The sequence below is a fragment of the Pseudomonas palleroniana genome, assembly GCF_022836895.1.
In the GTDB taxonomy this organism is placed as follows: Bacteria; Pseudomonadota; Gammaproteobacteria; order Pseudomonadales; family Pseudomonadaceae; genus Aquipseudomonas; species Aquipseudomonas palleroniana.
Window position 1 is genome coordinate 1,305,899 of the sequence record NZ_CP092411.1, and the last position, 20,847, is coordinate 1,326,745.

Annotated in this window: 21 protein-coding genes; 10 read left to right on the forward strand and 11 right to left on the reverse strand. The window is 61.3% G+C overall.

What is annotated here, in order from left to right:
* The first annotated feature begins 11 nt into the window (after positions 1 to 11).
* The 7 genes from mltB (at position 12) to MJP36_RS05940 (ending at position 6,457) form a co-directional block, all read left to right on the forward strand.
* Positions 12 to 1,022 carry a lytic murein transglycosylase B gene (mltB, locus tag MJP36_RS05910; RefSeq protein WP_198762230.1) on the forward strand — a complete coding sequence of 337 codons (1,011 nt, stop codon included), beginning with the start codon at positions 12 to 14 and terminating at the stop codon, positions 1,020 to 1,022.
* Positions 1,022 to 2,023, forward strand: a complete 1,002-nt coding sequence (locus tag MJP36_RS05915) for a septal ring lytic transglycosylase RlpA family protein (RefSeq protein WP_244385027.1) — start codon at positions 1,022 to 1,024, stop codon at positions 2,021 to 2,023. The genes mltB and MJP36_RS05915 overlap by 1 nt, the downstream gene beginning before the upstream one ends.
* A gap of 182 nt (positions 2,024 to 2,205) precedes the next feature.
* Positions 2,206 to 3,363, forward strand: a complete 1,158-nt coding sequence (locus tag MJP36_RS05920) for a D-alanyl-D-alanine carboxypeptidase family protein (protein WP_060754725.1) — start codon at positions 2,206 to 2,208, stop codon at positions 3,361 to 3,363.
* Between the two features lie 84 nt (positions 3,364 to 3,447).
* On the forward strand, positions 3,448 to 3,723 hold the full coding sequence (locus MJP36_RS05925) for a DUF493 domain-containing protein (protein ID WP_090365645.1): 276 nt from the start codon (positions 3,448 to 3,450) through the stop codon (positions 3,721 to 3,723).
* Positions 3,723 to 4,370: a lipoyl(octanoyl) transferase LipB gene (gene lipB, locus MJP36_RS05930; RefSeq protein ID WP_104996062.1), complete on the forward strand. Its 648-nt coding sequence runs from the start codon at positions 3,723 to 3,725 to the stop codon at positions 4,368 to 4,370. The genes MJP36_RS05925 and lipB overlap by 1 nt, the downstream gene beginning before the upstream one ends.
* 26 nt (positions 4,371 to 4,396) lie before the next feature.
* Positions 4,397 to 5,398 carry a lipoyl synthase gene (gene lipA, locus MJP36_RS05935; RefSeq protein ID WP_161548486.1) on the forward strand — a complete coding sequence of 334 codons (1,002 nt, stop codon included), beginning with the start codon at positions 4,397 to 4,399 and terminating at the stop codon, positions 5,396 to 5,398.
* 138 nt (positions 5,399 to 5,536) lie between these two features.
* Complete coding sequence (locus MJP36_RS05940; RefSeq protein WP_198762228.1) at positions 5,537 to 6,457, forward strand: S66 peptidase family protein; 921 nt, start codon at positions 5,537 to 5,539, stop codon at positions 6,455 to 6,457.
* Between the two features lie 118 nt (positions 6,458 to 6,575).
* Here MJP36_RS05940 and MJP36_RS05945 read toward each other — a convergent pair whose 3' ends face one another.
* The 5 genes from MJP36_RS05945 to leuS form a co-directional block, all read right to left on the reverse strand.
* On the reverse strand, positions 6,576 to 7,901 hold the full coding sequence (locus MJP36_RS05945; RefSeq protein ID WP_244385028.1) for a lytic murein transglycosylase: 1,326 nt from the start codon (positions 7,899 to 7,901) through the stop codon (positions 6,576 to 6,578).
* A gap of 61 nt (positions 7,902 to 7,962) precedes the next feature.
* Entirely contained in the window at positions 7,963 to 8,127 is a 165-nt protein-coding gene (gene arfA, locus MJP36_RS05950; protein WP_003176285.1) for an alternative ribosome rescue factor ArfA, read from the reverse strand.
* A 115-nt stretch (positions 8,128 to 8,242) separates the two neighbouring features.
* Positions 8,243 to 9,280: a DNA polymerase III subunit delta gene (holA, locus tag MJP36_RS05955; protein ID WP_090365653.1), complete on the reverse strand. Its 1,038-nt coding sequence runs from the start codon at positions 9,278 to 9,280 to the stop codon at positions 8,243 to 8,245.
* A gap of 39 nt (positions 9,281 to 9,319) precedes the next feature.
* On the reverse strand, positions 9,320 to 9,925 hold the full coding sequence (locus MJP36_RS05960; protein WP_060754718.1) for an LPS-assembly lipoprotein LptE: 606 nt from the start codon (positions 9,923 to 9,925) through the stop codon (positions 9,320 to 9,322).
* 88 nt (positions 9,926 to 10,013) lie between these two features.
* Entirely contained in the window at positions 10,014 to 12,620 is a 2,607-nt protein-coding gene (gene leuS / locus MJP36_RS05965; RefSeq protein ID WP_244385029.1) for a leucine--tRNA ligase, read from the reverse strand.
* A 260-nt stretch (positions 12,621 to 12,880) separates the two neighbouring features.
* On the opposite strand from leuS, the gene MJP36_RS05970 reads away from it, so the two are divergent.
* Together MJP36_RS05970 and MJP36_RS05975 are read left to right on the forward strand one after the other, a co-directional pair.
* A complete protein-coding gene (locus MJP36_RS05970) occupies positions 12,881 to 13,204 on the forward strand; it encodes a hypothetical protein (RefSeq protein ID WP_244385030.1) in 324 nt (107 codons plus the stop codon).
* A 102-nt stretch (positions 13,205 to 13,306) separates the two neighbouring features.
* Positions 13,307 to 14,068: a YdcF family protein gene (locus MJP36_RS05975; protein WP_244385031.1), complete on the forward strand. Its 762-nt coding sequence runs from the start codon at positions 13,307 to 13,309 to the stop codon at positions 14,066 to 14,068.
* A gap of 48 nt (positions 14,069 to 14,116) precedes the next feature.
* Here the strand turns inward: MJP36_RS05975 and lnt are convergent, their stop codons facing one another.
* The 5 genes from lnt to miaB all read right to left on the reverse strand — a co-directional run bounded on the left by lnt (position 14,117) and on the right by miaB (position 19,524).
* A complete protein-coding gene (gene lnt / locus MJP36_RS05980) occupies positions 14,117 to 15,640 on the reverse strand; it encodes an apolipoprotein N-acyltransferase (protein ID WP_244385032.1) in 1,524 nt (507 codons plus the stop codon).
* 8 nt (positions 15,641 to 15,648) lie between these two features.
* Positions 15,649 to 16,488 carry an HlyC/CorC family transporter gene (locus MJP36_RS05985; RefSeq protein WP_017735641.1) on the reverse strand — a complete coding sequence of 280 codons (840 nt, stop codon included), beginning with the start codon at positions 16,486 to 16,488 and terminating at the stop codon, positions 15,649 to 15,651.
* Positions 16,489 to 16,530: 42 nt separating this feature from the next.
* Positions 16,531 to 16,989 (reverse strand): rRNA maturation RNase YbeY, encoded by a 459-nt coding sequence (gene ybeY / locus MJP36_RS05990; protein WP_060754712.1) that lies wholly within the window; start codon positions 16,987 to 16,989, stop codon positions 16,531 to 16,533.
* A complete protein-coding gene (locus tag MJP36_RS05995; protein ID WP_060754711.1) occupies positions 16,982 to 17,980 on the reverse strand; it encodes a PhoH family protein in 999 nt (332 codons plus the stop codon). Before MJP36_RS05995 ends, ybeY begins: the two co-directional genes overlap by 8 nt.
* 215 nt (positions 17,981 to 18,195) lie before the next feature.
* Complete coding sequence (gene miaB, locus MJP36_RS06000) at positions 18,196 to 19,524, reverse strand: tRNA (N6-isopentenyl adenosine(37)-C2)-methylthiotransferase MiaB (RefSeq protein ID WP_104996058.1); 1,329 nt, start codon at positions 19,522 to 19,524, stop codon at positions 18,196 to 18,198.
* A 133-nt stretch (positions 19,525 to 19,657) separates the two neighbouring features.
* On the opposite strand from miaB, the gene MJP36_RS06005 reads away from it, so the two are divergent.
* Positions 19,658 to 19,984, forward strand: a complete 327-nt coding sequence (locus MJP36_RS06005; RefSeq protein WP_040071161.1) for a DUF1820 family protein — start codon at positions 19,658 to 19,660, stop codon at positions 19,982 to 19,984.
* Positions 19,985 to 20,128: 144 nt separating this feature from the next.
* Here MJP36_RS06005 and MJP36_RS06010 read toward each other — a convergent pair whose 3' ends face one another.
* A complete protein-coding gene (locus tag MJP36_RS06010; protein ID WP_244385033.1) occupies positions 20,129 to 20,683 on the reverse strand; it encodes a tetratricopeptide repeat protein in 555 nt (184 codons plus the stop codon).
* Between the last annotated feature and the right edge of the window lie 164 nt (positions 20,684 to 20,847).

Consider the following 20,847-nt stretch of genomic DNA (forward strand, 5'->3'; position numbering starts at 1 on the left):
TGAAGATGTCAATGCAAGTAATGCGCGGCTGGGCGACTCGGCACGCGTCCTGGATGGGCCTGATCGGGCTGCTGGGCGCGACGCAGGAGGCGCTGGCCGGTGACTACGATGGTTCACCCCAGGTTGCCGAATTTGTCGGTGAAATGACCCGCGACTACGGGTTCGCGGGCGAACAGCTGATGGGCGTGTTTCGCGAAGCCCAGCGCAAGCAGGCGATCCTCGACGCGATCTCGCGCCCCGCCGAACGCGTGAAGCAGTGGAAGGAATATCGTCCCATGTTCCTCACCGATGCCCGCGTGGCGCGTGGTGTGGACTTCTGGCGTCAGCACGAGGCTGCACTGGCCCGCGCCGAGCAGGAATACGGTGTGCCGGCCCAGGTCATCGTTGCGATCATCGGCATTGAAACCTTCTACGGGCGCAATACGGGCAGTTACCGGGTGATCGACGCCTTGTCGACCCTGGGCTTCGATTACCCGCCACGCGCCGAATTCTTCCGTAAGGAGCTGCGCGAATTCCTCTTGCTGGCTCGCGAAGAGCAGGTTGACCCGTTGACCCTCAAGGGTTCCTACGCAGGCGCGATGGGCCTGCCGCAATTCATGCCGAGCAGCTTTCGGGCTTATGCGGTGGATTTCGACGGTGATGGCCATATCAATATCTGGAGCAACCCCGACGACGCGATTGGCAGCGTGGCCAGCTACTTCAAGCGCCACGGCTGGGTGGCCGGCGAACCCGTGGTGATTCGTGCCGATGTGACCGGCGATCGCGCCGATGAAGGCCTGACCCAGGGCATCGAGCCTGCCAAGACGGTCGGGGAGTTGCGGGCGCTGGGCTGGTCGAGTCAGAATGCGCCACGCGATGATATGCCGGTGACGGCGTTCCGCCTGGAAGGTGAAAATGGCCCGGAATACTGGATGGGCCTGAAGAATTTCTACGCAATCACGCGTTATAACCGCAGCGTGATGTACGCCATGGCCGTGCATCAGCTGTCAGACATGCTGGTCCAAGCACGGGGCAACAAGTAATGCGGGTATCGCCGTTCAATAAACCGCTCAAGCTGGTGGCGTTTGCCGCGTTGTCCTTGCTGGTTGTCAGTTGCTCCTCCACGACCAGTCGCGCACCCGCGTCGAAGGGCGGGGCTATCGTCCGCGCCCAGCCGGGCCTGGACATCAACCGCGCGCATAAAGATGGCGCACCGTGGTGGGATGTCGATGTTTCGAAGATCCCGGACGCCACCCCAACCCTGCACACCGGCCCGTACAAGGCCAACCCCTATACCGTGCTGGGTAAAAACTACTTCCCGTTGCAGGACTCCAAGAGCTACTCGCAAACGGGTACGGCGTCCTGGTACGGCACCAAGTTCCACGGCCAGAACACCGCCAATGGCGAAGTGTATGACCTGTACGGCATGAGCGCGGCCCACAAGACCTTGCCGCTGCCCAGCTATGTGCGGGTGACCAACCTGGACAACAACCGCACGGTGATCCTGCGGGTCAATGACCGTGGGCCGTTCTATTCCGACCGGATCATCGACCTGTCCTACGCGGCCGCCAAGAAGCTCGGTTATGCCGAGACCGGTACGGCGCGGGTGAAGGTCGAAGGTATCGACCCGGCACAGTACTGGGCCCAGCGTGGCAAGCCGGCGCCGTTGATGCTCAACGAACCGCAGACGCCACAGCCACAGGTCACCGCTTCGGCCGGCAAGATCGAACAGTGGACGCCGCCGCCGGCGCAGCACGCACCGGATACCGTGGTTGTACCGCGTGCCGCACCCGGCGCCTCGATGGCCGGCGGGCAATACCTGCAAGTGGGCGCTTTCGCCAACCCGGACGCGGCGGAACTGCTAAGGTCGAAACTCAGCGGTATGGTCAGGGCGCCGGTATTCATCAGCTCCATCGTGCGTAACCAGCAGACCCTGCACCGTGTGCGCATGGGCCCGATCGGCTCGCCGAGCGAGGTTGCGCAAGTACAGAACAGCGTGCGTCTGGCCAACCTGGGGCAACCCAGCGTGGTCACCGCAGAGTAAAAGTAAGGGATTGATGGCTTGGGCCCGCACGCGGGTTCGAGCCTTGGTTGTTGGCTCGTTGAACAATAAAAACCCAGGGGCAAGGGGTGAGCGGGCAACCGAACACGCGACAGTCTGGAAGCGGGCTGTCTGAATAGTTTTGCCCGCGAGGGCAAGTTTTTATAAGCAATTTCGAGAGACGGATGAACATCACCACCTTAGCCAAACGCACGTGCCTGCTTCTTTCGCTGATCATCACCCCGGCCGCCTGGGCGGCTGAGATGGTGCCGGCTTCCCCGCAACTGGCCGCCAAGGCCTGGGTCCTCATGGATGCCGCCAGCGGCAACGTGCTGGTCGAGAGCAACGGTGACGAACGCCTGCCACCGGCCAGCCTGACCAAGCTGATGACGGCTTACATCGCGACCCTGGAAATCCGTCGCGGCCAGATCGGCGAGAACGACCCGGTGACCGTCAGCGAAAACGCCTGGCGTACCGGCGGTTCGCGGATGTTCATCAAGGTGGGTTCGCAGGTGACTGTCAGTGACCTGCTGCACGGCATCATTATCCAGTCCGGTAACGACGCCAGCGTCGCCCTGTCCGAGCACATCGCCGGCAGCGAAGATGCATTCGCCGACCTGATGAACAAGACCGCCGGCGACCTGGGCATGACCAATAGCCACTTCATGAACCCGACCGGCCTGCCGAACCCTGAGCATTACTCCTCGGCGCATGACATGGCGGTACTGGCTCGCGCCATCATCCGTGTCGACCCGGTTCACTACGCGATCTACTCCCAGAAAGAATTCTTCTGGAACAACATCAAGCAGCCTAACCGCAACCTGTTGCTGTGGCGTGACAAGACCGTCGACGGTCTGAAAACCGGCCACACCGACGAAGCCGGCTACTGCATGGTGTCGTCCGCTGTACGTGATGGCCAGCGTCTGATCGCCGTAGTCTTCGGTACCAACAGCGAGCAGGCTCGTGCGGCCGAGACGCAAAAACTGCTGACTTACGGCTTCCGTTTCTTCGAAACCCAGACCTTCTACAAGAAGGGTGCCGAGCTTGCGACCGCGCCGGTATGGAAAGGCGCCACTTCCCAAGTCAAGGCCGGCCTGGCTGAAGACCTGACCCTGACCATGCCGAAAGGCCAGCTGAAAAAGCTCGCTGCCAGCATGACCATGAACCCGCATCTGGTTGCGCCAATCGCCAAGGGCGACGTGATCGGTAAGGTCGAAGTGAAGCTGGACGACAAAGTGGTGCACAGCGCCGACCTGATCGCTCTGGACGCCGTTGATGAAGGTGGTATCTTCCGCCGCGTGTGGGATAGCATCCGTCTATTCTTCTACAGCTTGTTCAACTGATAGTGTGCACCTGCAAAGCCCCGTGTCGACCCGACACGGGGCTTTGCCCGTCGCCACGGCTTACGCTTACGAGGCCGTTACGCCATGACCGATAAAGAAGTAAAGGCGCCAAAGATCGAATTCCCAGTGACTGATTATCCAGTCAAAGTGATCAGCGATACCGGTGTAGGCAACAAGGACAAGATTCTCGAGATCGTGCGTAAACACGCCACGATCAACGACAACCGGGTGGACGAGCGTTCGAGCACCAACGGTAAGTACACCACGATCCAATTGCACATCGTTGCGACGGATCAGGACCAGCTCTACAACATCAACAGCGAACTGCGGGCCACCGGCTTCGTACACATGGTGCTGTGATGTCGCAGGTCCTGGGCTTTCGCGAGCTCGGCCGGATGGACTACGAGCCCGTCTGGCATGCCATGCAGCGCTTCACCAACGAACGCGGTACTTCGGCTCCCGACGAAGTCTGGCTGGTGGAACACCCGCCGGTGTTCACCCAGGGCCAGGCCGGCAAGGCCGAGCATCTGCTGCTGCCGGGTGATATTCCGGTGGTGCAGGTCGACCGAGGTGGCCAGGTGACTTACCATGGGCCTGGTCAACTGGTGGCTTATCTGCTGCTGGACGTACGCAAGCTGGGTTTCGGCGTACGCGATCTGGTCAGCCGCATGGAGGCTTGCCTGATCGAGCTGTTGGCCAGTTACGGCGTGACGGCCGCGGCCAAGCCCGATGCGCCGGGTGTCTACGTGCAAGGCGCGAAAATCGCTTCGCTGGGGCTGCGTATTCGTCATGGGTGTTCATTTCATGGCCTGGCCCTGAACGTGGACATGGACCTGGCGCCGTTTCGCCGGATCAACCCGTGCGGTTACGCCGGGCTGGCCATGACCCAATTGAGCGAGCATGCCACACCGATTAAATTTGCCGAGGTAAGTGCCCGGCTGCGTGCGCAGCTCGTCAAACACCTCGACTATGCTGAGCAGACGACCCTGACGGGCGGAATCGACTGATTATGACTACTGATGCAGTGCAAACCATGATCCCGACGGTGGACGTTACCGAACGTCCGGCCCCGGCCCCGCGTGCCAAGGTGGAAGCCGGCGTCAAGCTGCGCGGCGCCGAGAAGGTTGCACGCATCCCGGTGAAGATCATCCCGACCACCGAACTGCCGAAGAAACCTGACTGGATCCGCGTGCGCATCCCGGTTTCGCCGGAAGTCGACCGTATCAAGTCCCTGCTGCGCAAGCACAAGCTGCATAGCGTGTGCGAAGAGGCCTCCTGCCCGAACCTGGGCGAATGCTTCTCCGGCGGCACCGCCACCTTCATGATCATGGGTGATATCTGCACCCGTCGTTGCCCGTTCTGCGACGTTGGCCACGGCCGTCCGAAGCCATTGGACGTCAACGAGCCGGAAAGCCTGGCCATCGCCATCGCCGACCTGCGTCTCAAGTACGTAGTGATCACTTCGGTAGACCGTGACGACCTGCGCGACGGCGGTGCCCAGCACTTTGCCGACTGCATTCGTGAAATCCGCAAGCTGTCGCCGAACGTGATGCTGGAAACCCTGGTGCCGGACTACCGCGGCCGTATGGACGTAGCGCTTGAAATCACCGCTGCCGAGCCGCCGGATGTGTTCAACCACAACCTGGAAACCGTGCCACGCTTGTACAAGGCTGCACGTCCTGGTTCGGACTACCAGTGGTCGCTGACCCTGCTGCAGAAATTCAAGCAGATGATGCCGCACATTCCGACCAAGTCCGGCCTGATGCTCGGCCTGGGCGAGACGGACGAAGAAGTGATCGAAGTCATGAAGCGCATGCGCGAGCACGACATCGACATGCTGACCCTGGGCCAGTACTTGCAACCGTCGCGCAGCCACCTGCCGGTGCAGCGTTTCGTGCATCCGGACACCTTCGCCTGGTTCGCCGAAGAAGGTTACAAGATGGGCTTCAAGAACGTGGCTTCCGGCCCGTTGGTACGCTCCTCGTACCATGCCGATGAGCAGGCCAAGCTGGTCAAGGCAAGCCTGGTTTCCTGATAGGGATTCAGACCCAATGTGGGAGGGGGCTTGCTCCCGATAACGGAGTATCAGGCAGCTTATGTGCTGCAGATGTACCGCTATCGGGAGCAAGCCCCCTCCCACATTTCGTTGCGTGTCAGTTAGGGAGAGTTGTGTATGACCGTAGCCGTTCCAGCCCTGCGTTCCGAAGGCACTATTGCCCTGATCGCACCCGCCGGCCCCGCCGCGCTGGATGTCGAAAAAGCCGGCCAATGGATGCGTGCCCGCGGCTACCAACTGCGAATCTTCCCTGGGGTCTATGAGCGCGACGGCTACCTTGCCGGCAGCGATAAAACCCGCCTCAACGATCTTCACAAGGCGTTTGCCGACCCTGACATCGACGCGATCTTCTGCCTGCGCGGCGGCTACGGCACGCCCCGGCTGCTCGATAGCATCGATTTCGACCTGCTACGCACCCACCCCAAGCCTTTCGTGGGCTATAGCGACATTACCGCGCTGCACCTGGCCATCAGCCGTTATGCGGGTTTCGTGACCTTCCATGGCCCCATGCTCAATGCCGACCTGTTGGGCGACAAGCTGCCACCTACCGAGTCTTCATTGTTCGCCATGCTGCGCGGCCAACTGGGCACCGGCAGCGTGCTGGCGCACCCGGTGGCCTACCCGTTGAGCACCGTCTCGCCGGGCATTGCCTGCGGGCGCTTGCTGGGCGGCAACCTGTCGATGATCGCGGCAGTGATGGGCACGCCGTACGAGATCGAGGCTGAGGGCATCATCCTGCTGATCGAAGACGTCAACGAACCCCTTTACCGGATTGACCGGTTGCTGACCCATTTGCGCCTGGCAGGCAAGTTGGCCCAGGTCGCCGGTGTGCTGGTGGGGGATGTCGCCGGGGTGGATCCAGCCGCGTTGGAGCGTCTGCTGAAGCAGACCTTCGAGCCGCTGTGCATTCCGGTGCTGTCCGGCTGGCGCAGTGGGCATTGCGATCCGAACCTGACACTGCCGATGGGCGCGTTGGTGCGGTTGGATGCGGGGGAGCAGCGGGTGGTGTTGGAACAGGATGTGGTGTTTAAACCCTGAAACCGCCATCGGGAGCAAGCCCCCTCCCACAATGACGGTGTTCACAAATTCAGATATGTGAATACAGCCAGTGTGGGAGGGGGCTTGCTCCCGATGGCGTCAGTCGCCATAAGCTGATCTACCGGCTCTGCAACGACTCCAGCAGCTTCACTGTCGGATACCCATCCGCCGGCCAGCCCAATGACTGCTGCGCCGCGCGAATGGCCTTGCGCGTATTCGCGCCGATGATCCCGTCTGCGTTGCCCGCGTCATAACCCTTGGCGCTGAGCACTGTCTGCAAATCTATACGCTGGGAGCGGCTCAGCGGCAGTTCGTCCTTCGGCCAACTGCCAAGGATCACACCTGCTCCGCTGAACCGCTGCGACAACAAGCCCACCGCCAGCGCATAGGATGAAGAGTTGTTGTACTTGAGGATCGCCCGGAAGTTATCCAGCACCAGGAATGCCGGGCCTCGATAACCGGCCGGCAGCAGCAGGGCGGCGGAGAGTTGCTCGACATTCGGCGGCATACTGCTGCCGGCCGGCAGCTGGATTCCCAGCCGCATCCATTCGGTGACGGTCTTGCGGATGCCGCCGTCGGCCAGGCTGTAGTCGAAGTTGGCTGGCAATTGCCGTACTTCAAAGCCCCACGGCTGGCCGCGCTGCCAGCCGGAGCTCTGCAGGTAATGGGCGGTGGAGGCGAGGGCGTCGGCCGGGCTGTTCCAGATGTCGCGGCGACCGTCGCCGTCGAAGTCGACCGCGTGGGTGTTATAGGTGGTCGGGATGAACTGGGTCTGGCCCATGGCGCCGGCCCAGGAGCCTTTCATCTGGTCGGCAGCGATATCGCCATGCTGGATGATTTGCAGCGCCGCCAGCAGTTGGGCCTGGGCAAACGCCGGGCGACGGCCTTCATAGGCCAGGGTCGCCAGGGAGCGAATCACCGAATTGTTGCCCTGGAACTGGCCGAAGTTGCTTTCCATGCCCCAGACGGAGACCAGTGCTTGGCGATCAACGCCGTAACGCTCCTCGATGCGTTGCAGGATGTCGGCGTATTTGATCAGCAAGGCCTGGCCATTACGCACACGCAGCGGCGACAGTGCGCCGTCGAGGTATTCCCATACCGGGCGGGAAAATTCCGGTTGGCTGCGGTCGGCGCGGATAACCGCCATATCGGGCGTGACCCCGGCAAAGGCGTTATCGAACACCGCCGGCGTGATGCCGGCCTTCAGGGCTTCGGCGCGAAACCCGGCCATCCACTCGGCAAAGGTTTGGGTCGGCTGGATATCGAGATTGTCCACCGCCAACGGGGCCACCACTGCGGGCGCTACGGCCGGCGCGGTCTGGAGTTTAGGCAGGGGCTGGGCATCTGCGGCGGTGGGTTTTTCCGCGCAGGCGACAAGCAGAATGAGGCTGGAGGCAGCGATCAATTGGCGAAGGTGCCAACGACGGGAAAGACTAGAGGGCATGCACAGGTCCAGGAATTACAGATCAGGTGCAGACCTTATCATGCCGGAGGGGCGCTTGCCTTCAGGCAGCCAGAAAGTAAGAAGCCTCCCAGCTATTAGACTGGAAGGCTTCGCGGCGGTAACTGCCTTTGCCCTTGCCGGCGCGTTCCTGACGGCTGCGGAACAGTGGCTGGGCGATGATGGATTTGGCCTTGTTGGGGCCATGCTTGGATGGCTTTTTGCTCATGGTGGGTACTCTCGTTGGGGGAAGCAGCGGTGCAAATAATCTGCCGAAGTTGTGCGGCTGTAAAGCCTGACAAGTTTCTTGGAATGTAAGCGCAGTCAAAATCTGCGAAGGAAGGTTATTCGGCGGGAAGGCTGAGCCGCTGACCCGCCATCAACAGCGACAAGCGACTCAGGCTCATCCACGGCGAACCTGCCGCCTGGCCCTTGATCTGCGCGTCAATGCGTTGTGCCTCCAGCAATAACTGCGCCCAGCGTTGCGCCGAGTGCCGTTGCAGCGCTTTGCTCATCAGGGGTTTGCGTTTGTCCCAGACGGGTGGCTTGGCCTGGCTGAAGGCTCTGTCCAGGGGCGTGCCCTGGCTGTATTGCAGGGCAATATTGGCCAGCACCCGTAGCTCCCGGGCCAGGGCCCAGAGAATCACCGGCGGTTCGACGCCTTCACCGCGCAACCCTTCGAGCATGCGCAGGGCGTGGGCGGGCTCACCGTTGAGGATCGCATCCACCAGCCCGAATACGTCGAAGCGCGCGCTGTCAGCCACTGCGCCTTGCACGGTTTCGACGGTGATCTGCCCGTCCTCGGCCATCAGCTTGAGCTTTTCGATTTCCTGGGCGGCGGCAAGCAGGTTGCCTTCGACCCGCGCCGCGATCAGCTCGACCGCGTCTTGCGTCGCCGACAGCCCCGATTGGGACAGCCGTTGACGAATCCACTGGGGTAACTGGTTGCTGTCCACCGGCCAGATCTGGATGAACTGAGTCTGCGCACCCTCAACCAGCGCCTTGCCCCACTTGGTCTTCTGCGCACTGCCATCGAGCTTGGGCAAGCTGATCAGCAAGACCGTGTCTTCGGCGGGGCGTGAGCAGTATTCCATCAAGGCGGCTGCGCCCTTGTCACCGGGTTTGCCCGAAGGCAGGCGCAGTTCCAGCAGGCGTTTTTCGGCGAACAGCGACATGCTCGCGCCGGCTTGCAGCAACGTCCCCCAGTCGAAACTGGCATCGGCGCTGAACACCTGGCGTTCATCGAAGCCCTGCTGGCGCGCAGCCACGCGGATAGCGTCGGCGGCTTCCTGGCACAGCAGCGGGTCATCCCCACTGACGATGTAGACAGGCGCGAGGCCACTTTGCAGGTGTTTGGCGAGTTGAGCGGGAGCGAGTTTCATAGGCAGGGCGAACGGGGCGCTTGGGGCGCCCCGTATGGCTTACTCGGCAGGGACTTCAACAGGCGATTGTTTCGGCGTGTTGTCTTCATACTCCTGCGCGGCTTTCAGGGCATCGGCGTCAGCCTTGGCCTTGTTGTCAGCCGTCTGTTGCAGGGCTGCCAGTTTTTCCGGGGTCAGCTGTTGCAGGCGGACCATCAGACGCTGGATCAGCTCACGACGCATTTCCTTGCGCACCTGGATAATTTCCGAGTCCGAGCCCACCAGGTTGTTGCCGTCGTGGCTGACGACCTTCTGCACTTCCACCTTGTCGCCCATCAATGGCAGTTGATCACGGCCACGCAGTTCATACACGACTTTGGTATTCAGTTCGATGTCAGACGCACGGCCGGCGCTGGCGTAGCTGAGGTTACGCTGGGTTTCCTGCTCGTCGATCAGGTTCAGCTTGTAAGTCGCACCTTCGTAGACGTGCACGCCGCTGTTTTCCAGGGTCTGGCGCAGTTGCTTGACGGTCTCACCGTAGGCGTTGCGGGCGCTGACGTCGAGTTCCTTGAGTGACAGCTCGTTGGTGCCGGTACCGCGCAGCTGGAAGCCGCAAGCGCTCAGCAGCACGGCAAGGCCCATTACCAGCAGGTTGCGTTTGATCATTTTGTTGCTCCCCTTGAAACCATGTGGGCCCTATCGAGGCCCTGAAGGCTTTGTTCGGCGCAGGGCCCAAGCCCTGCGCCCGATCCGATTAGCTAGCGACGATATTGACCAGTTTGCCCGGCACCACGATCACTTTGCGGATCGTCAGGCCTTCGGTAAAGCGCAGCACGTTTTCGTTGCAACGCGCCGCCGCTTCAACTTCCTCGCGAGAGGCGCTGGCCGGCATGTCGATCTGGCCGCGCAATTTACCGTTGACCTGGATCACCAGTTGCAGCGTGTCCTGTACCAGGGCGCTGTCGTCCTGCACTGGCCAGCGCGCATCGATGACCGCGTCGCTGTGGCCCAGGCGGCTCCACAGTTCGTGGCTGATGTGCGGCGTGATCGGTGCCAGCAACAGGGTGACGGTTTCCAGGCCTTCCTGGATCAACGCACGGTCCTGTTCGGTGGCTTGCGGTGCTTTTTCCAGCACGTTCATCAGCGTCATCACCTGGGCGATGGCGGTGTTGAATTTGTGGTTCTGGCCCACGTCCTGGCTGGCTTGGCGGATAGCCAGGTGAGTGCTGCGGCGAACGGCTTTCTGCTCATCGTTCAAGGCTGCAACGTCCAGCTTGCCCGGCAGGCCCTGGCTGACATGGGCGTGCGCCAGGCGCCAGACGCGCTTGAGGAAGCGGTGTGAACCTTCGACGCCCGAGTCGGACCATTCGGCGCTCATGTCGGGCGGCGAGGCGAACATCATGAACAGGCGGCAGGTGTCGGCGCCGAACTGGTCGATCATCGACTGTGGGTCGACGCCATTGTTCTTCGACTTGGCCATCTTCTCGGTGCCGCCGATTTCCACCGGCAGGCCGTCGGCTTTCAGCTTGGCGCTGATCACCTTGGCTTTGCTGTCGCGCTCAAGCTCCACGTCCGCCGGGTTGAACCAGGTGTAGGCGCCATTGGCTTCGCGGCGATAGTAAGTCTCGGCGATCACCATGCCCTGGGTCAGCAGGTTCTTGAACGGTTCATCGGAGCTTACCAGGCCTTCATCGCGCATCAGCTTGTGGAAGAAACGCGCGTACAGCAGGTGAAGAATGGCGTGTTCGATACCGCCGATGTACTGATCCACCGGCAGCCAGTGGTCGGCCGCGGCTTTTTCCACCAGGCCGCCCTCATAGTGCGGCGAGGCGTAGCGGGCGTAGTACCACGAGGACTCGACGAAGGTGTCCATGGTGTCGGTTTCACGCTTGGCCGGCTGTCCGCATTTCGGGCAGTTGCACTCGTAGAACTCGGGCATGCGCGCCAGCGGCGAACCGGCGCCATCCGGCACCACGTCTTCTGGCAGTACCACCGGCAATTGGTCTTGCGGCACCGGCACGTCACCGCAGCTTTCGCAGTGGATGATCGGGATCGGGCAGCCCCAGTAGCGCTGGCGGCTGATACCCCAGTCGCGCAGGCGGAACTGGGTGCGCGAGGCGCCGAGGTTTTTCTTGATCAGGGCGACTTCGATGGCGTCGAAAGCGCCCTGGAAATCCAGGCCATCGAACTCACCGGAGTTGATCAGCGTACCGTGCTCGCCGTAGGCGTCTTGCCACGGGGCCGGGTTGGTGTCGCCGGAACTGGTGCGCACCACGGATTTGATCGGCAGGCTGTACTTGGTGGCGAACTCGAAATCGCGTTCATCGTGCGCCGGCACAGCCATTACCGCGCCGTCACCGTAGTGCATCAATACGTAGTTGGCGACCCACACCGGCAGCTTCTCGCCGGTCAGCGGGTGTTCGACGAACAGGCCGGTTGGCAGGCCTTTCTTTTCCTGGGTGGCGACGTCGGCTTCGGCCACGCTGCCGCCTTTGCATTCGGCGATGAATGCCTGCAGCTCAGGGTTGTTCTGCGCGGCCTGGGTGGCCAGCGGGTGTTCGGCGGCGACGGCAACGTAGGTTGCGCCCATCAGGGTGTCCGGACGGGTGGTGAAGACTTTCAGTGCGCCCGCTTCGCCGATCGAATCGACGTTGTACGGGAACTGCACTTCCATGCCCTTGGATTTGCCGATCCAGTTGCGCTGCATGGTCTTGACCTGTTCCGGCCAGCCCGGCAGGTCGTCGAGGCTCGACAGCAGTTCATCCGCGTAGGCGGTGATCTTGAAGTAGTACATCGGGATTTCGCGCTTTTCGATCAGCGCGCCGGAACGCCAGCCGCGACCGTCGATGACCTGCTCGTTGGCCAGTACGGTCTGGTCGATCGGGTCCCAGTTCACGGTGCCGTTCTTGCGGTAGATCACGCCTTTTTCGAACAGGCGCGTGAACAGCCATTGTTCCCAGCGGTAGTAGTCCGGCTTGCAGGTGGTCACTTCGCGGGACCAGTCCACCGCCAGGCCCAGGCTGCGCAGCTGGGTCTTCATGTAGGCGATGTTTTCGTAGGTCCACTTGGCGGGCGCCACGTTGTTTTTCATCGCGGCGTTTTCCGCCGGCATGCCGAAGGCGTCCCAACCCATGGGTTGCAGGACGTTCTTGCCGAGCATGCGCTGGTAGCGGGAAATGACGTCGCCGATGGTGTAGTTGCGCACGTGCCCCATGTGTAGCTTGCCGCTGGGGTAAGGGAACATCGATAGGCAGTAGTAAGTCTCCTTGCCTGGCTGTTCACTGACTTCAAAGGACTTTTGCTCGTCCCAGAAGGTTTGGGCGGCATTTTCTATTTCACGGGGCTGATATTGTTCGTGCATGGCTACTTTTGAACTGAATAGGGGTGGCCTAATCCTCTTCGGTACAACATTCAGGTGATCGACGCCAAAAAGCGGCGCGTCTGTGCCCAAACCCTGCGGGAAGTGGAGTTACAGGAAGCGCCGTAGCATACATGACCCCACTCTATCGAGGGAAACCCTGATTGCGCGGTCGAGGCCGTCTGTCGCGGCGCCGGGCAGGCACAGTCACGCAGACTACGCTGTTTATTGGGGAGCAAGTATTTCTTCAATGAGGTGAGGGGATGGGTGAATCGCAGCGAACCTTAACGAAACCGCAATTGTATGAAGGGCTGATCGACCGTTTGGGTCGGGCATTGGATGCTGCAAAAACCGCAGGCCGATTGCGTGATGAGCGGCCTCTGGAACTGGAGTTGCGAGGCTTGAGCCAGGCTGAACTTGAGCTGATCAAGCGCTACCTGGAATTGAATCAACATCGCGCCTCTTCTGGGCAGGCTTCCCCGCCGTCCCAGTTTCAAGAGCCGACGCGTTCAGCCAAGGTGATCTGGCTGAAGGACCTGTCCGCCGGGCGGGCAGGCGACAAACTCAAGGCGGTGAGGTGCAAGTGAAATAAACCGCGTGTCTGTCGTTGGTTTTTCTCGGAATGTGCTGGTAAGGATTGTCGCTGAACCCCGTTGCATCTAGGCTTCGGGCATCTTAGGAGATGCCCGATGCCTTTTCGTTATTTCATCAAACAACTATTGCTGCCGCCCGGCATCTTCTTGCTGTTGCTGGCGTTCGCCTGGTGGGTTCGTCGCAGCCGCCCGCGCCTGGCAGGGTTTTGCTTTGCCCTGGGTTTGGGGGGCATGTGGCTGATGAGCCTGCCGGTGATGGTGCAATGGGGAGCGCATGCGCTGGAGACCGAACCACCCCTGGCCCGTGAAGAGTGGGCGAGCCTGGCGCAACGGGCCGATGCGATTGTGGTACTGGGGTCGGGACGCGAGCGCGGTGACTCCGCATGGGGAACTGACCAGCCGACCGGGATCGGGTTGGAGCGCGAGCGTTATGCCGCACGTCTGGCCAAGGCATCCGGCTTGCCGGTGTTGACCAGCGGCGGCTTGCATTACGGCACGCCGCCCAGTGAGGCCGAGCTGATGGCTGTGTCGATGCAGGATGACTTTGGCGTCACCGTACGCTGGAAGGAAGAGCGTAGCCGTACCACCTGGGAAAACGCACAGATGAGTGCCGAAATCCTGTTGCCCCAGGGAATCAAGCGCGTCGTCGTGGTGACCCAGGCCTGGCATATGCCGCGTTCGGTGTGGAGCTTCGAGAAGGCCGGTTTCACGGTGGTGCCGGGGCCGGTGGGGTTCCTTGGCATAGACAATGCGCGACCGCTAGGAGGCTGGATGCCCGAGTTCAAGTCGGTGTGGCAGAGCGGGCAGTTGCTCAACGAGGCCGTGGGGCAGGTTGGGTATCGGTTGTTCTACCGATAACACCGCAGATCAAAATGTGGGAGGGAGCAAGTCCCCTCCCACATTCGGTTAGAGCGCCTTGGACATCCGGCCGGCCAGCAGCGCCCAGCCAAACAGCAGCACGCACACGATGATCAGCGGCCACGAACGCCATTGCAGGTACGGCGTCAGGTTGTGCATCGGCACGACCTCTCCGTAGAGAATCCCGCGTTCGAACTGTGGGATCTGCGCAGTGATCTGCCCGAATGGGTTGATCAGGCCGGTCACGCCGTTGTTGGTGGCGCGGATCATCCAGCGACCGGCTTCCAAAGCCCGCATCTGCGCCATTTGCAGGTGTTGCAATGGGCCGATGGAGCGGCCGAACCACGTGTCGTTGCTGATGGTCAGCAGCAGGTCGCTCTGGGCCGCCAGGCCTGCGGCAAACTCCGGGTACACCACTTCGTAGCAAATGAACGGCGCAACGTGATAGCCCTTGGCCTGGAGCATGGCCTGGTCAGAAGGGCCTCGGGCGAAGTCCGACATGGGCAGGTCGAAGAAGGCGATCAGCCCGCGCAACAGGTCTTGCAGCGGCACGTACTCACCGAAAGGCACCAGCTTTTGCTTGAGGTAGGTGCCGTCGCCTTCGCCCACAACCGTGATGCCGTTGAAGTAGCGCTTCTCGTGATGGACTTCCTGGCGAATCGGTACGCCGGTGATCAGCGCGGAGTTCCGCTCGGCGGCGAACTTGCCCATCATGCCCAGGTAACCCTCGACGGACTCCTTGAGCACCGGTACAGCGGTTTCCGGCCATATCAGCAGGTCGGTGCGCTTGGCGCTGAAGCTCATGTCGCGGTACAGCGCCAGCTGCGCATTGAGTTGCTCAGGGTCCCACTTCATGCTTTGTTCGACGTTGCCCTGGATCGCGGCCACGCTCAGTGGCGCGCCGGCAGGGCTGGTCCAGGCATGGTGTTTAAGTGCAAAGCCGACGGCCCATGGCCCAACCAGCAGCACCAGGCCCGCACCGATAAAAGCGTTGCGCTTGCCCGCCAACAGGCGGGGCAGGTTGCACAGCAGGGCCGCCGTGAGTGCCAGGGCAAAGGAAATCAGCCACATGCCGCCCAGCGGCGCGAGTCCGCTGAGCGGGCCGTCGAGCTGGCTGTAGCCGGAGTACAGCCACGGGAAGCCAGTGAGGAACCAACCGCGGAACGCTTCCTGGCCGACCCACAACGCAGCAAAGGCCAGCGCGTCCGCCAGCGGCGCCTCATTACGGCGCAGCCAGCGTGCCCATAGCCACGCGGGCAGGGCGAAGAACCAGGCGATGGCGGCGGTGAACAGCAGCATCAGGAAGCCGGCCAGCAGCGCCGAAGCGCCGCCAAAGTGGTGGATGCTGTAGTAGATCCAGCTGGTGCCGGCGCCAAACAGGCCGAAACCGAAACACCAGCCACGGCCCAGGGCCTGGCGTGGCGTCAGTTCCCGGAGCCCGACATAGAACAATCCGACGGCCACCAGGGCAAACGGCCACAGGTCGAACGGTGCCAGGGCCAGGGTGGTGATGGCGCCAGCCACCACGGCCAGCAAGTTACCGGGCCAGCCGGGGGCTATAAAGCGGCGCATATCAGTCCTTAGCGGGCAATAGGTGTCAGGCGGATCAAGTGGATGCGACGGCTGTCCGCATTCAGGATGCGAAAGCGATACGCACCGATTTCGGTGGTTTCGTTACGCTTTGGCAGGTGCCCGAACGCATTCATTACCAGGCCGCCTACTGTGTCGAACTCATCGTCGGAGAATTCGCTGTCGAAGAACTCGTTGAAGTTCTCGATCGGCGTCAGCGCCTTGATCAGGAAGTCACCGCTGGGCAGGGGCTTGATGTAGCTGTCTTCTTCGACGTCGTGTTCGTCTTCGATGTCGCCGACGATCTGCTCCAGTACGTCTTCGATCGTTACCAGGCCAGCCACGCCACCGTATTCGTCGATCACAATGGCCATGTGATTGTGGTTGGCGCGGAACTCGCGCAGCAACACATTCAGGCGCTTGGATTCAGGCACGAAGGTGGCCGGACGCAGCAGGTCCTTGATGTTGAAGTTGTCACCGTTCTCCTTGAGGATCAGCGGCAACAGGTCCTTGGCCAGCAGGACACCCATGACGTCGTCATGGCTTTCACCGATCACCGGGTAGCGCGAGTGCGCCGAGTCGATCACGGCCGGGAGGAATTCCCGTGGGGTCTGGGTCGCCTTGATGCTGATCATCTGCGAGCGCGGGACCATGATGTCCCGTACTTGCAGGTCAGCGACCTGGATGGCGCCCTCGACGATGGCCAGCGCTTCGCTGTCCAGCAACTTGTTCTGATGGGCTTCGCGCAGCAGCTCCAGCAGCTCCTGGCGGTTTTTCGGCTCGTGGGCAAAAGCCTGGGTCAATTTGCCCAGCCATGACTTCTGCCCGTTGCTCGATCGGTCTTCGCTCATAGCGATTACTCTGAATCCTTTGTTGTATAGGTTAAGTGTTGATCAGTTTTCGTCATCTGCATAAGGGTCAGGGTGACCCAGTTCTGCAAGCAACGTTTGTTCCAGTGTTTCCATTTCCTCGGCTTCGTCATCGTCTATATGGTCGTAACCCAAGAGATGCAAGCAGCCGTGGATGACTAGATGGGCCCAGTGGGCTTCAAGTTCCTTGCCTTGTTCACGCGCCTCGCGCTCCACCACCGGCACGCAGATGACCAGATCGCCCAGCAGGGGAATATCCAGTAACTCATCCGGTACGTCGGCGGGGAAGGACAGCACGTTGGTGGCGTAATCCTTTTGCCGCCAGGTGTGATTCAGCTCACGGCCCTCAGGCTCGTCCACCAGGCGGATGGTCAGCTCAGAGTCGGCGGTGCGCTGGCGCAGGGCCAGGGCGCACCAGCGGCGAAACTGTTCTTCACTGGGCGCGGGCGCGTCGGTCGCCAGTTGCAGGTCTAGCTCAAGCATCGTGGCGTGCGTCCTTCGGGGCGTCGCCCTGGTGTTCGAAGCGCTCGTAGGCTTCGACGATGCGCTGCACCAGCGGGTGGCGCACGACGTCCTTGGGCATGAAATGCGTGAAGCTGATGCCCGGCACATCCTTGAGTACCTCGATCACCTGGCCCAGACCCGATTTGGTGCCCTTGGGCAGGTCGACCTGGGTGATGTCACCGGTAATCACGGCGGTGGAGCCGAAACCGATACGGGTCAGGAACATTTTCATCTGCTCGACGGTGGTGTTCTGGCTCTCGTCGAGGATGATGAAGCTGTTGTTCAAGGTGCGACCGCGCATATAGGCGAGCGGGGCGATCTCGATCACCTGGCGCTCGATCAGTTTGGCCACGTATTCAAAGCCGAGCATCTCGTAAAGTGCGTCGTAGAGCGGGCGCAGGTACGGGTCGATCTTCTGCGCCAAGTCGCCGGGCAGGAAGCCGAGTTTCTCGCCGGCTTCGACCGCTGGGCGCACCAGCAGGATGCGGCGTACTTGCTCGCGCTCCAGGGCATCCACCGCGCAGGCTACGGCCAGGTAGGTCTTGCCGGTACCGGCGGGGCCGATGCCGAAGTTGATGTCGTTGCCGAGGATTTCCTTGACGTAGCGCTGCTGATTCAAGCCGCGTGGGCGAATCATGCCTTTCTTGGTGCGCAGGGCCACGCTGGCTTCGGCCACCGGGTTGTTGGCCAGGTCTTGCACGGCGGATTCCTGCAGGTACAGGTGCACGGTCTCCGGCGACAGCTCACTACCTTTGGTTTCGCGGTAGAGGCGACGCAGCAGGTTTTCTGCCGACGTGGTGTGCTGGGGTTCGCCAATCAGCTCGAACTGATTGCCGCGGTTGCGGATCTCGATGCTCAGACGTTGTTCGATCAGGCGCAGGTGCTCGTCGAACTGTCCGCACAGGTTGGCGAAACGGCGAGCCTCAAAGGGCTCGAGGAGAAAACGATGAGGTTCTATGGGTGCGTTCAAGGTCGCTTTTAGCCGCCCTTTGGCTGTTGAGGTGAAAGAGAGGATAACGCCAGCCGCCGGTGTGCGAAAGCACTTATATAACCCGAATTCGGCGTAATCCCAGTGTGGGAGGGGGCTTGCTCCCGATAGCAGTGGTCCAGATAAAGCATCTGGGGCTGACACTCCCTCATCGGGAGCAAGCCCCCTCCCACATTTGATCTGTGTCGTTCACAAGGTCACGGCAATAAAGACCCACGCAACGAGTGCGGTTGTGCCGCGTCGATGTGCACGTCGGCGAATTGGCCGATCAGGGTCGGATTGTCGCAGCGGAAGTTGACGATTCGGTTGTTCTCGGTGCGGCCTTGCAGTTCGCCCGGGTCTTTTTTCGAATAGTCGGTGACCAGGATGCGTTGGATCGAGCCGACCATTTGTCGGCTGATCTCGAAACCTTGCTGGTTCAGGCGATGCTGCAGTGCGTTCAGGCGTTCTTTTTTCAGCGCTTCGGGGGTGTCGTCCGCCAGATCGGCGGCCGGGGTGCCCGGGCGCGGGCTGTAGACGAACGAGTAGGAAAAGTCGAAACCAACATCTTCGATCAGCTTCATGGTCTGCTCGAAGTCTTTTTCGGTCTCGCCCGGGAAGCCGACGATGAAGTCCGAGCTGATGCAGATGCCCGGCACCGCCGCCCGCAGTTTGCGCAGTTTGGATTTGTATTCCAGGGCGGTATGGTTGCGCTTCATGGCCGCCAGAATGCGGTCCGAGCCCGACTGCACCGGCAAGTGCAGGTGCTTGACCAGTTCCGGTACTTCGGCGTGGGCCTGGATCAGGCTGTCGGAGAACTCCAGCGGATGGGAGGTGGTGTAGCGAATGCGTTCGATGCCGTCGACCGCGGCCACCACGCGGATCAGTTCCGCCAGGTCGGCCATTCGTCCATCATGGGTCTGGCCGCGGTAGCCATTGACGTTCTGGCCCAGCAGGGTCACTTCGCGCACGCCGTTTTCGGCCAGGTGGATGATTTCCGACAGCACATCGTCAAACGGCCGGCTGACTTCTTCACCGCGTGTGTAAGGCACTACGCAGAAGGTGCAGTACTTGCTGCAGCCTTCCATCACCGACACGTAGGCGCTCGGCCCGTCGATGCGCGGCTCGGGCAAGTGGTCGAATTTTTCGATTTCCGGGAACGAGACATCGACCTGCGGCAACTTGGTCACGCGGGCGGCGTCGATCATTTCCGGCAGGCGGTGCAGGGTCTGTGGGCCGAAGACCACATCGACATAGGGCGCGCGGTCGCGGATCGCAGCACCTTCCTGGCTGGCCACGCAGCCGCCGACGGCGATTACCATCTCCGGGTTCGCCAGCTTCAATTCGCGCCAACGGCCCAACTGGGAGTACACACGGTCCTGGGCTCGTTCGCGGATCGAGCAGGTGTTGAGCAGGATCACGTCGGCATCTTCGGCGCGGGCGGTGACTTCCAGGGCCTGGTGTTCGCCCAGCAGATCGACCATGCGCGAGCTGTCGTACTCGTTCATCTGGCAACCGTGGGTTTCGATGTAAAGCTTCTTGGCCATGGGGGATCGTCAACTGGTGGTAAAGAACCGCGCATTATAGGGGGCATGCCCATGGGTTCCTAGCGTTGTGCATCGGGTGGCATGCTATAGTTCGCGCCCCCTTTTATATCCCCCGATGTGTTGTTTGCCCGCCATGACCAAACGTGAAGCTCCAATCTACAAGGTGATTTTCCTCAACCAGGGCCAGGTGTTTGAAATGTACGCCAAGCAGATCTATCAAAGTGATCTGTGGGGCTTCCTGGAAGTGGAAGAGTTCGTCTTTGGCGAGCGCACCCAGTTGGTCGTCGACCCGGGCGAGGAAAAGCTCAAGGCGCAGTTTGAAGGCGTGGTGCGCAGCTTTGTGCCGATGCATTCGATTGTGCGCATCGACGAGGTGGAGCGCCTGGGCACGCCGAAGATCAGCGAGGCCCGGGGCGTGGGCAATGTCATGCCGTTTCCGATGCCGATGCCCGAAAAATAAAGCGTAGTGAGCGGGCTTGCCCCGCGCTGGGTGGCGAAGCCGCCCCAAAACCGGCCACCTCGGTTTTTCTGAAGCACCGTGGCGTACTTGTTGGGGCGGCTTTGCCACCCAGCGCGGGGCAAGCCCGCTCACTACAGGTTCTGATCAGGGGAGGGGGGAGAAGGGCGAGCGCCCATCGGCACTCTGCAATTCCTGCAGGTAATTGCGGAAGATCTGGCCCAGTACTTGGGTGGCTACTTCCAACTCATCACGCTGCATGTGTTCGGCGACTTCGTCGGCGGTGTCCAGCGCGTCTTCGGCGCCGTTGACCGCGGCCATTTTCAGCACGATATACGCCTGGACGTTATTGGCCGGTACGCCTTCGCCCTTGAAGAACATGGTGCCCAGCTGGAACTGCGCCTGGGCGTGGCCCTGCAACGAGGCTTTCTCGAAGTAACTCAAGGCTTTGTTGAGGTCGCGGGCCGGGTTTTTACTGTCGTGGTAATACTCACCCAACTCGTATTGCGCCTGCGCATCACCGCCGTCGGCCTGTTTCTGGCACGCGCTCAAGGCTTCGGCCTGGCTGTCTGGCTGTGTATTGAGGGTGCAACGACCCATCGCTGGGATTAACAACGAGTTGCCGCCTGCTTGTGCATATGCCAGCAGCGGCTGAAGGAGCAACAGGCAGCCCAGTACCAGGGTGCGGCCGGTGCGTTTCATGGGAATCGACTTACCTCTGACGGGGCGCGCGGACCCTCGGGGAGTCCAATGAGCGCGCATTATGAAATAAGCAGGCCCCTGCTTACAAAGTCTTTACTCGATTTTCTGCTGCGAGGGCAAGTTATCTGCCGGATTGCAGGGAGATTCTCGAAAAAACTAGGAAA

Bases quoted from the DNA above. Each gene is read 5' to 3' on its own strand.
- mltB (WP_198762230.1), top strand. From the start codon at position 12: ATGCAAGTAATGCGCGGCTGGGCGACTCGGCACGCGTCCTGGATGGGC.
- MJP36_RS05915 (WP_244385027.1), top strand. From the start codon at position 1,022: ATGCGGGTATCGCCGTTCAATAAACCGCTCAAGCTGGTGGCGTTTGCC.
- MJP36_RS05920 (WP_060754725.1), top strand. From the start codon at position 2,206: ATGAACATCACCACCTTAGCCAAACGCACGTGCCTGCTTCTTTCGCTG.
- MJP36_RS05925 (WP_090365645.1), top strand. From the start codon at position 3,448: ATGACCGATAAAGAAGTAAAGGCGCCAAAGATCGAATTCCCAGTGACT.
- lipB (WP_104996062.1), top strand. From the start codon at position 3,723: ATGTCGCAGGTCCTGGGCTTTCGCGAGCTCGGCCGGATGGACTACGAG.
- lipA (WP_161548486.1), top strand. From the start codon at position 4,397: ATGATCCCGACGGTGGACGTTACCGAACGTCCGGCCCCGGCCCCGCGT.
- MJP36_RS05940 (WP_198762228.1), top strand. From the start codon at position 5,537: ATGACCGTAGCCGTTCCAGCCCTGCGTTCCGAAGGCACTATTGCCCTG.
- MJP36_RS05945 (WP_244385028.1), bottom strand. From the start codon at position 7,901: ATGCCCTCTAGTCTTTCCCGTCGTTGGCACCTTCGCCAATTGATCGCT.
- arfA (WP_003176285.1), bottom strand. From the start codon at position 8,127: ATGAGCAAAAAGCCATCCAAGCATGGCCCCAACAAGGCCAAATCCATC.
- holA (WP_090365653.1), bottom strand. From the start codon at position 9,280: ATGAAACTCGCTCCCGCTCAACTCGCCAAACACCTGCAAAGTGGCCTC.
- MJP36_RS05960 (WP_060754718.1), bottom strand. From the start codon at position 9,925: ATGATCAAACGCAACCTGCTGGTAATGGGCCTTGCCGTGCTGCTGAGC.
- leuS (WP_244385029.1), bottom strand. From the start codon at position 12,620: ATGCACGAACAATATCAGCCCCGTGAAATAGAAAATGCCGCCCAAACC.
- MJP36_RS05970 (WP_244385030.1), top strand. From the start codon at position 12,881: ATGGGTGAATCGCAGCGAACCTTAACGAAACCGCAATTGTATGAAGGG.
- MJP36_RS05975 (WP_244385031.1), top strand. From the start codon at position 13,307: ATGCCTTTTCGTTATTTCATCAAACAACTATTGCTGCCGCCCGGCATC.
- lnt (WP_244385032.1), bottom strand. From the start codon at position 15,640: ATGCGCCGCTTTATAGCCCCCGGCTGGCCCGGTAACTTGCTGGCCGTG.
- MJP36_RS05985 (WP_017735641.1), bottom strand. From the start codon at position 16,488: ATGAGCGAAGACCGATCGAGCAACGGGCAGAAGTCATGGCTGGGCAAA.
- ybeY (WP_060754712.1), bottom strand. From the start codon at position 16,989: ATGCTTGAGCTAGACCTGCAACTGGCGACCGACGCGCCCGCGCCCAGT.
- miaB (WP_104996058.1), bottom strand. From the start codon at position 19,524: ATGGCCAAGAAGCTTTACATCGAAACCCACGGTTGCCAGATGAACGAG.
- MJP36_RS06005 (WP_040071161.1), top strand. From the start codon at position 19,658: ATGACCAAACGTGAAGCTCCAATCTACAAGGTGATTTTCCTCAACCAG.
- MJP36_RS06010 (WP_244385033.1), bottom strand. From the start codon at position 20,683: ATGAAACGCACCGGCCGCACCCTGGTACTGGGCTGCCTGTTGCTCCTT.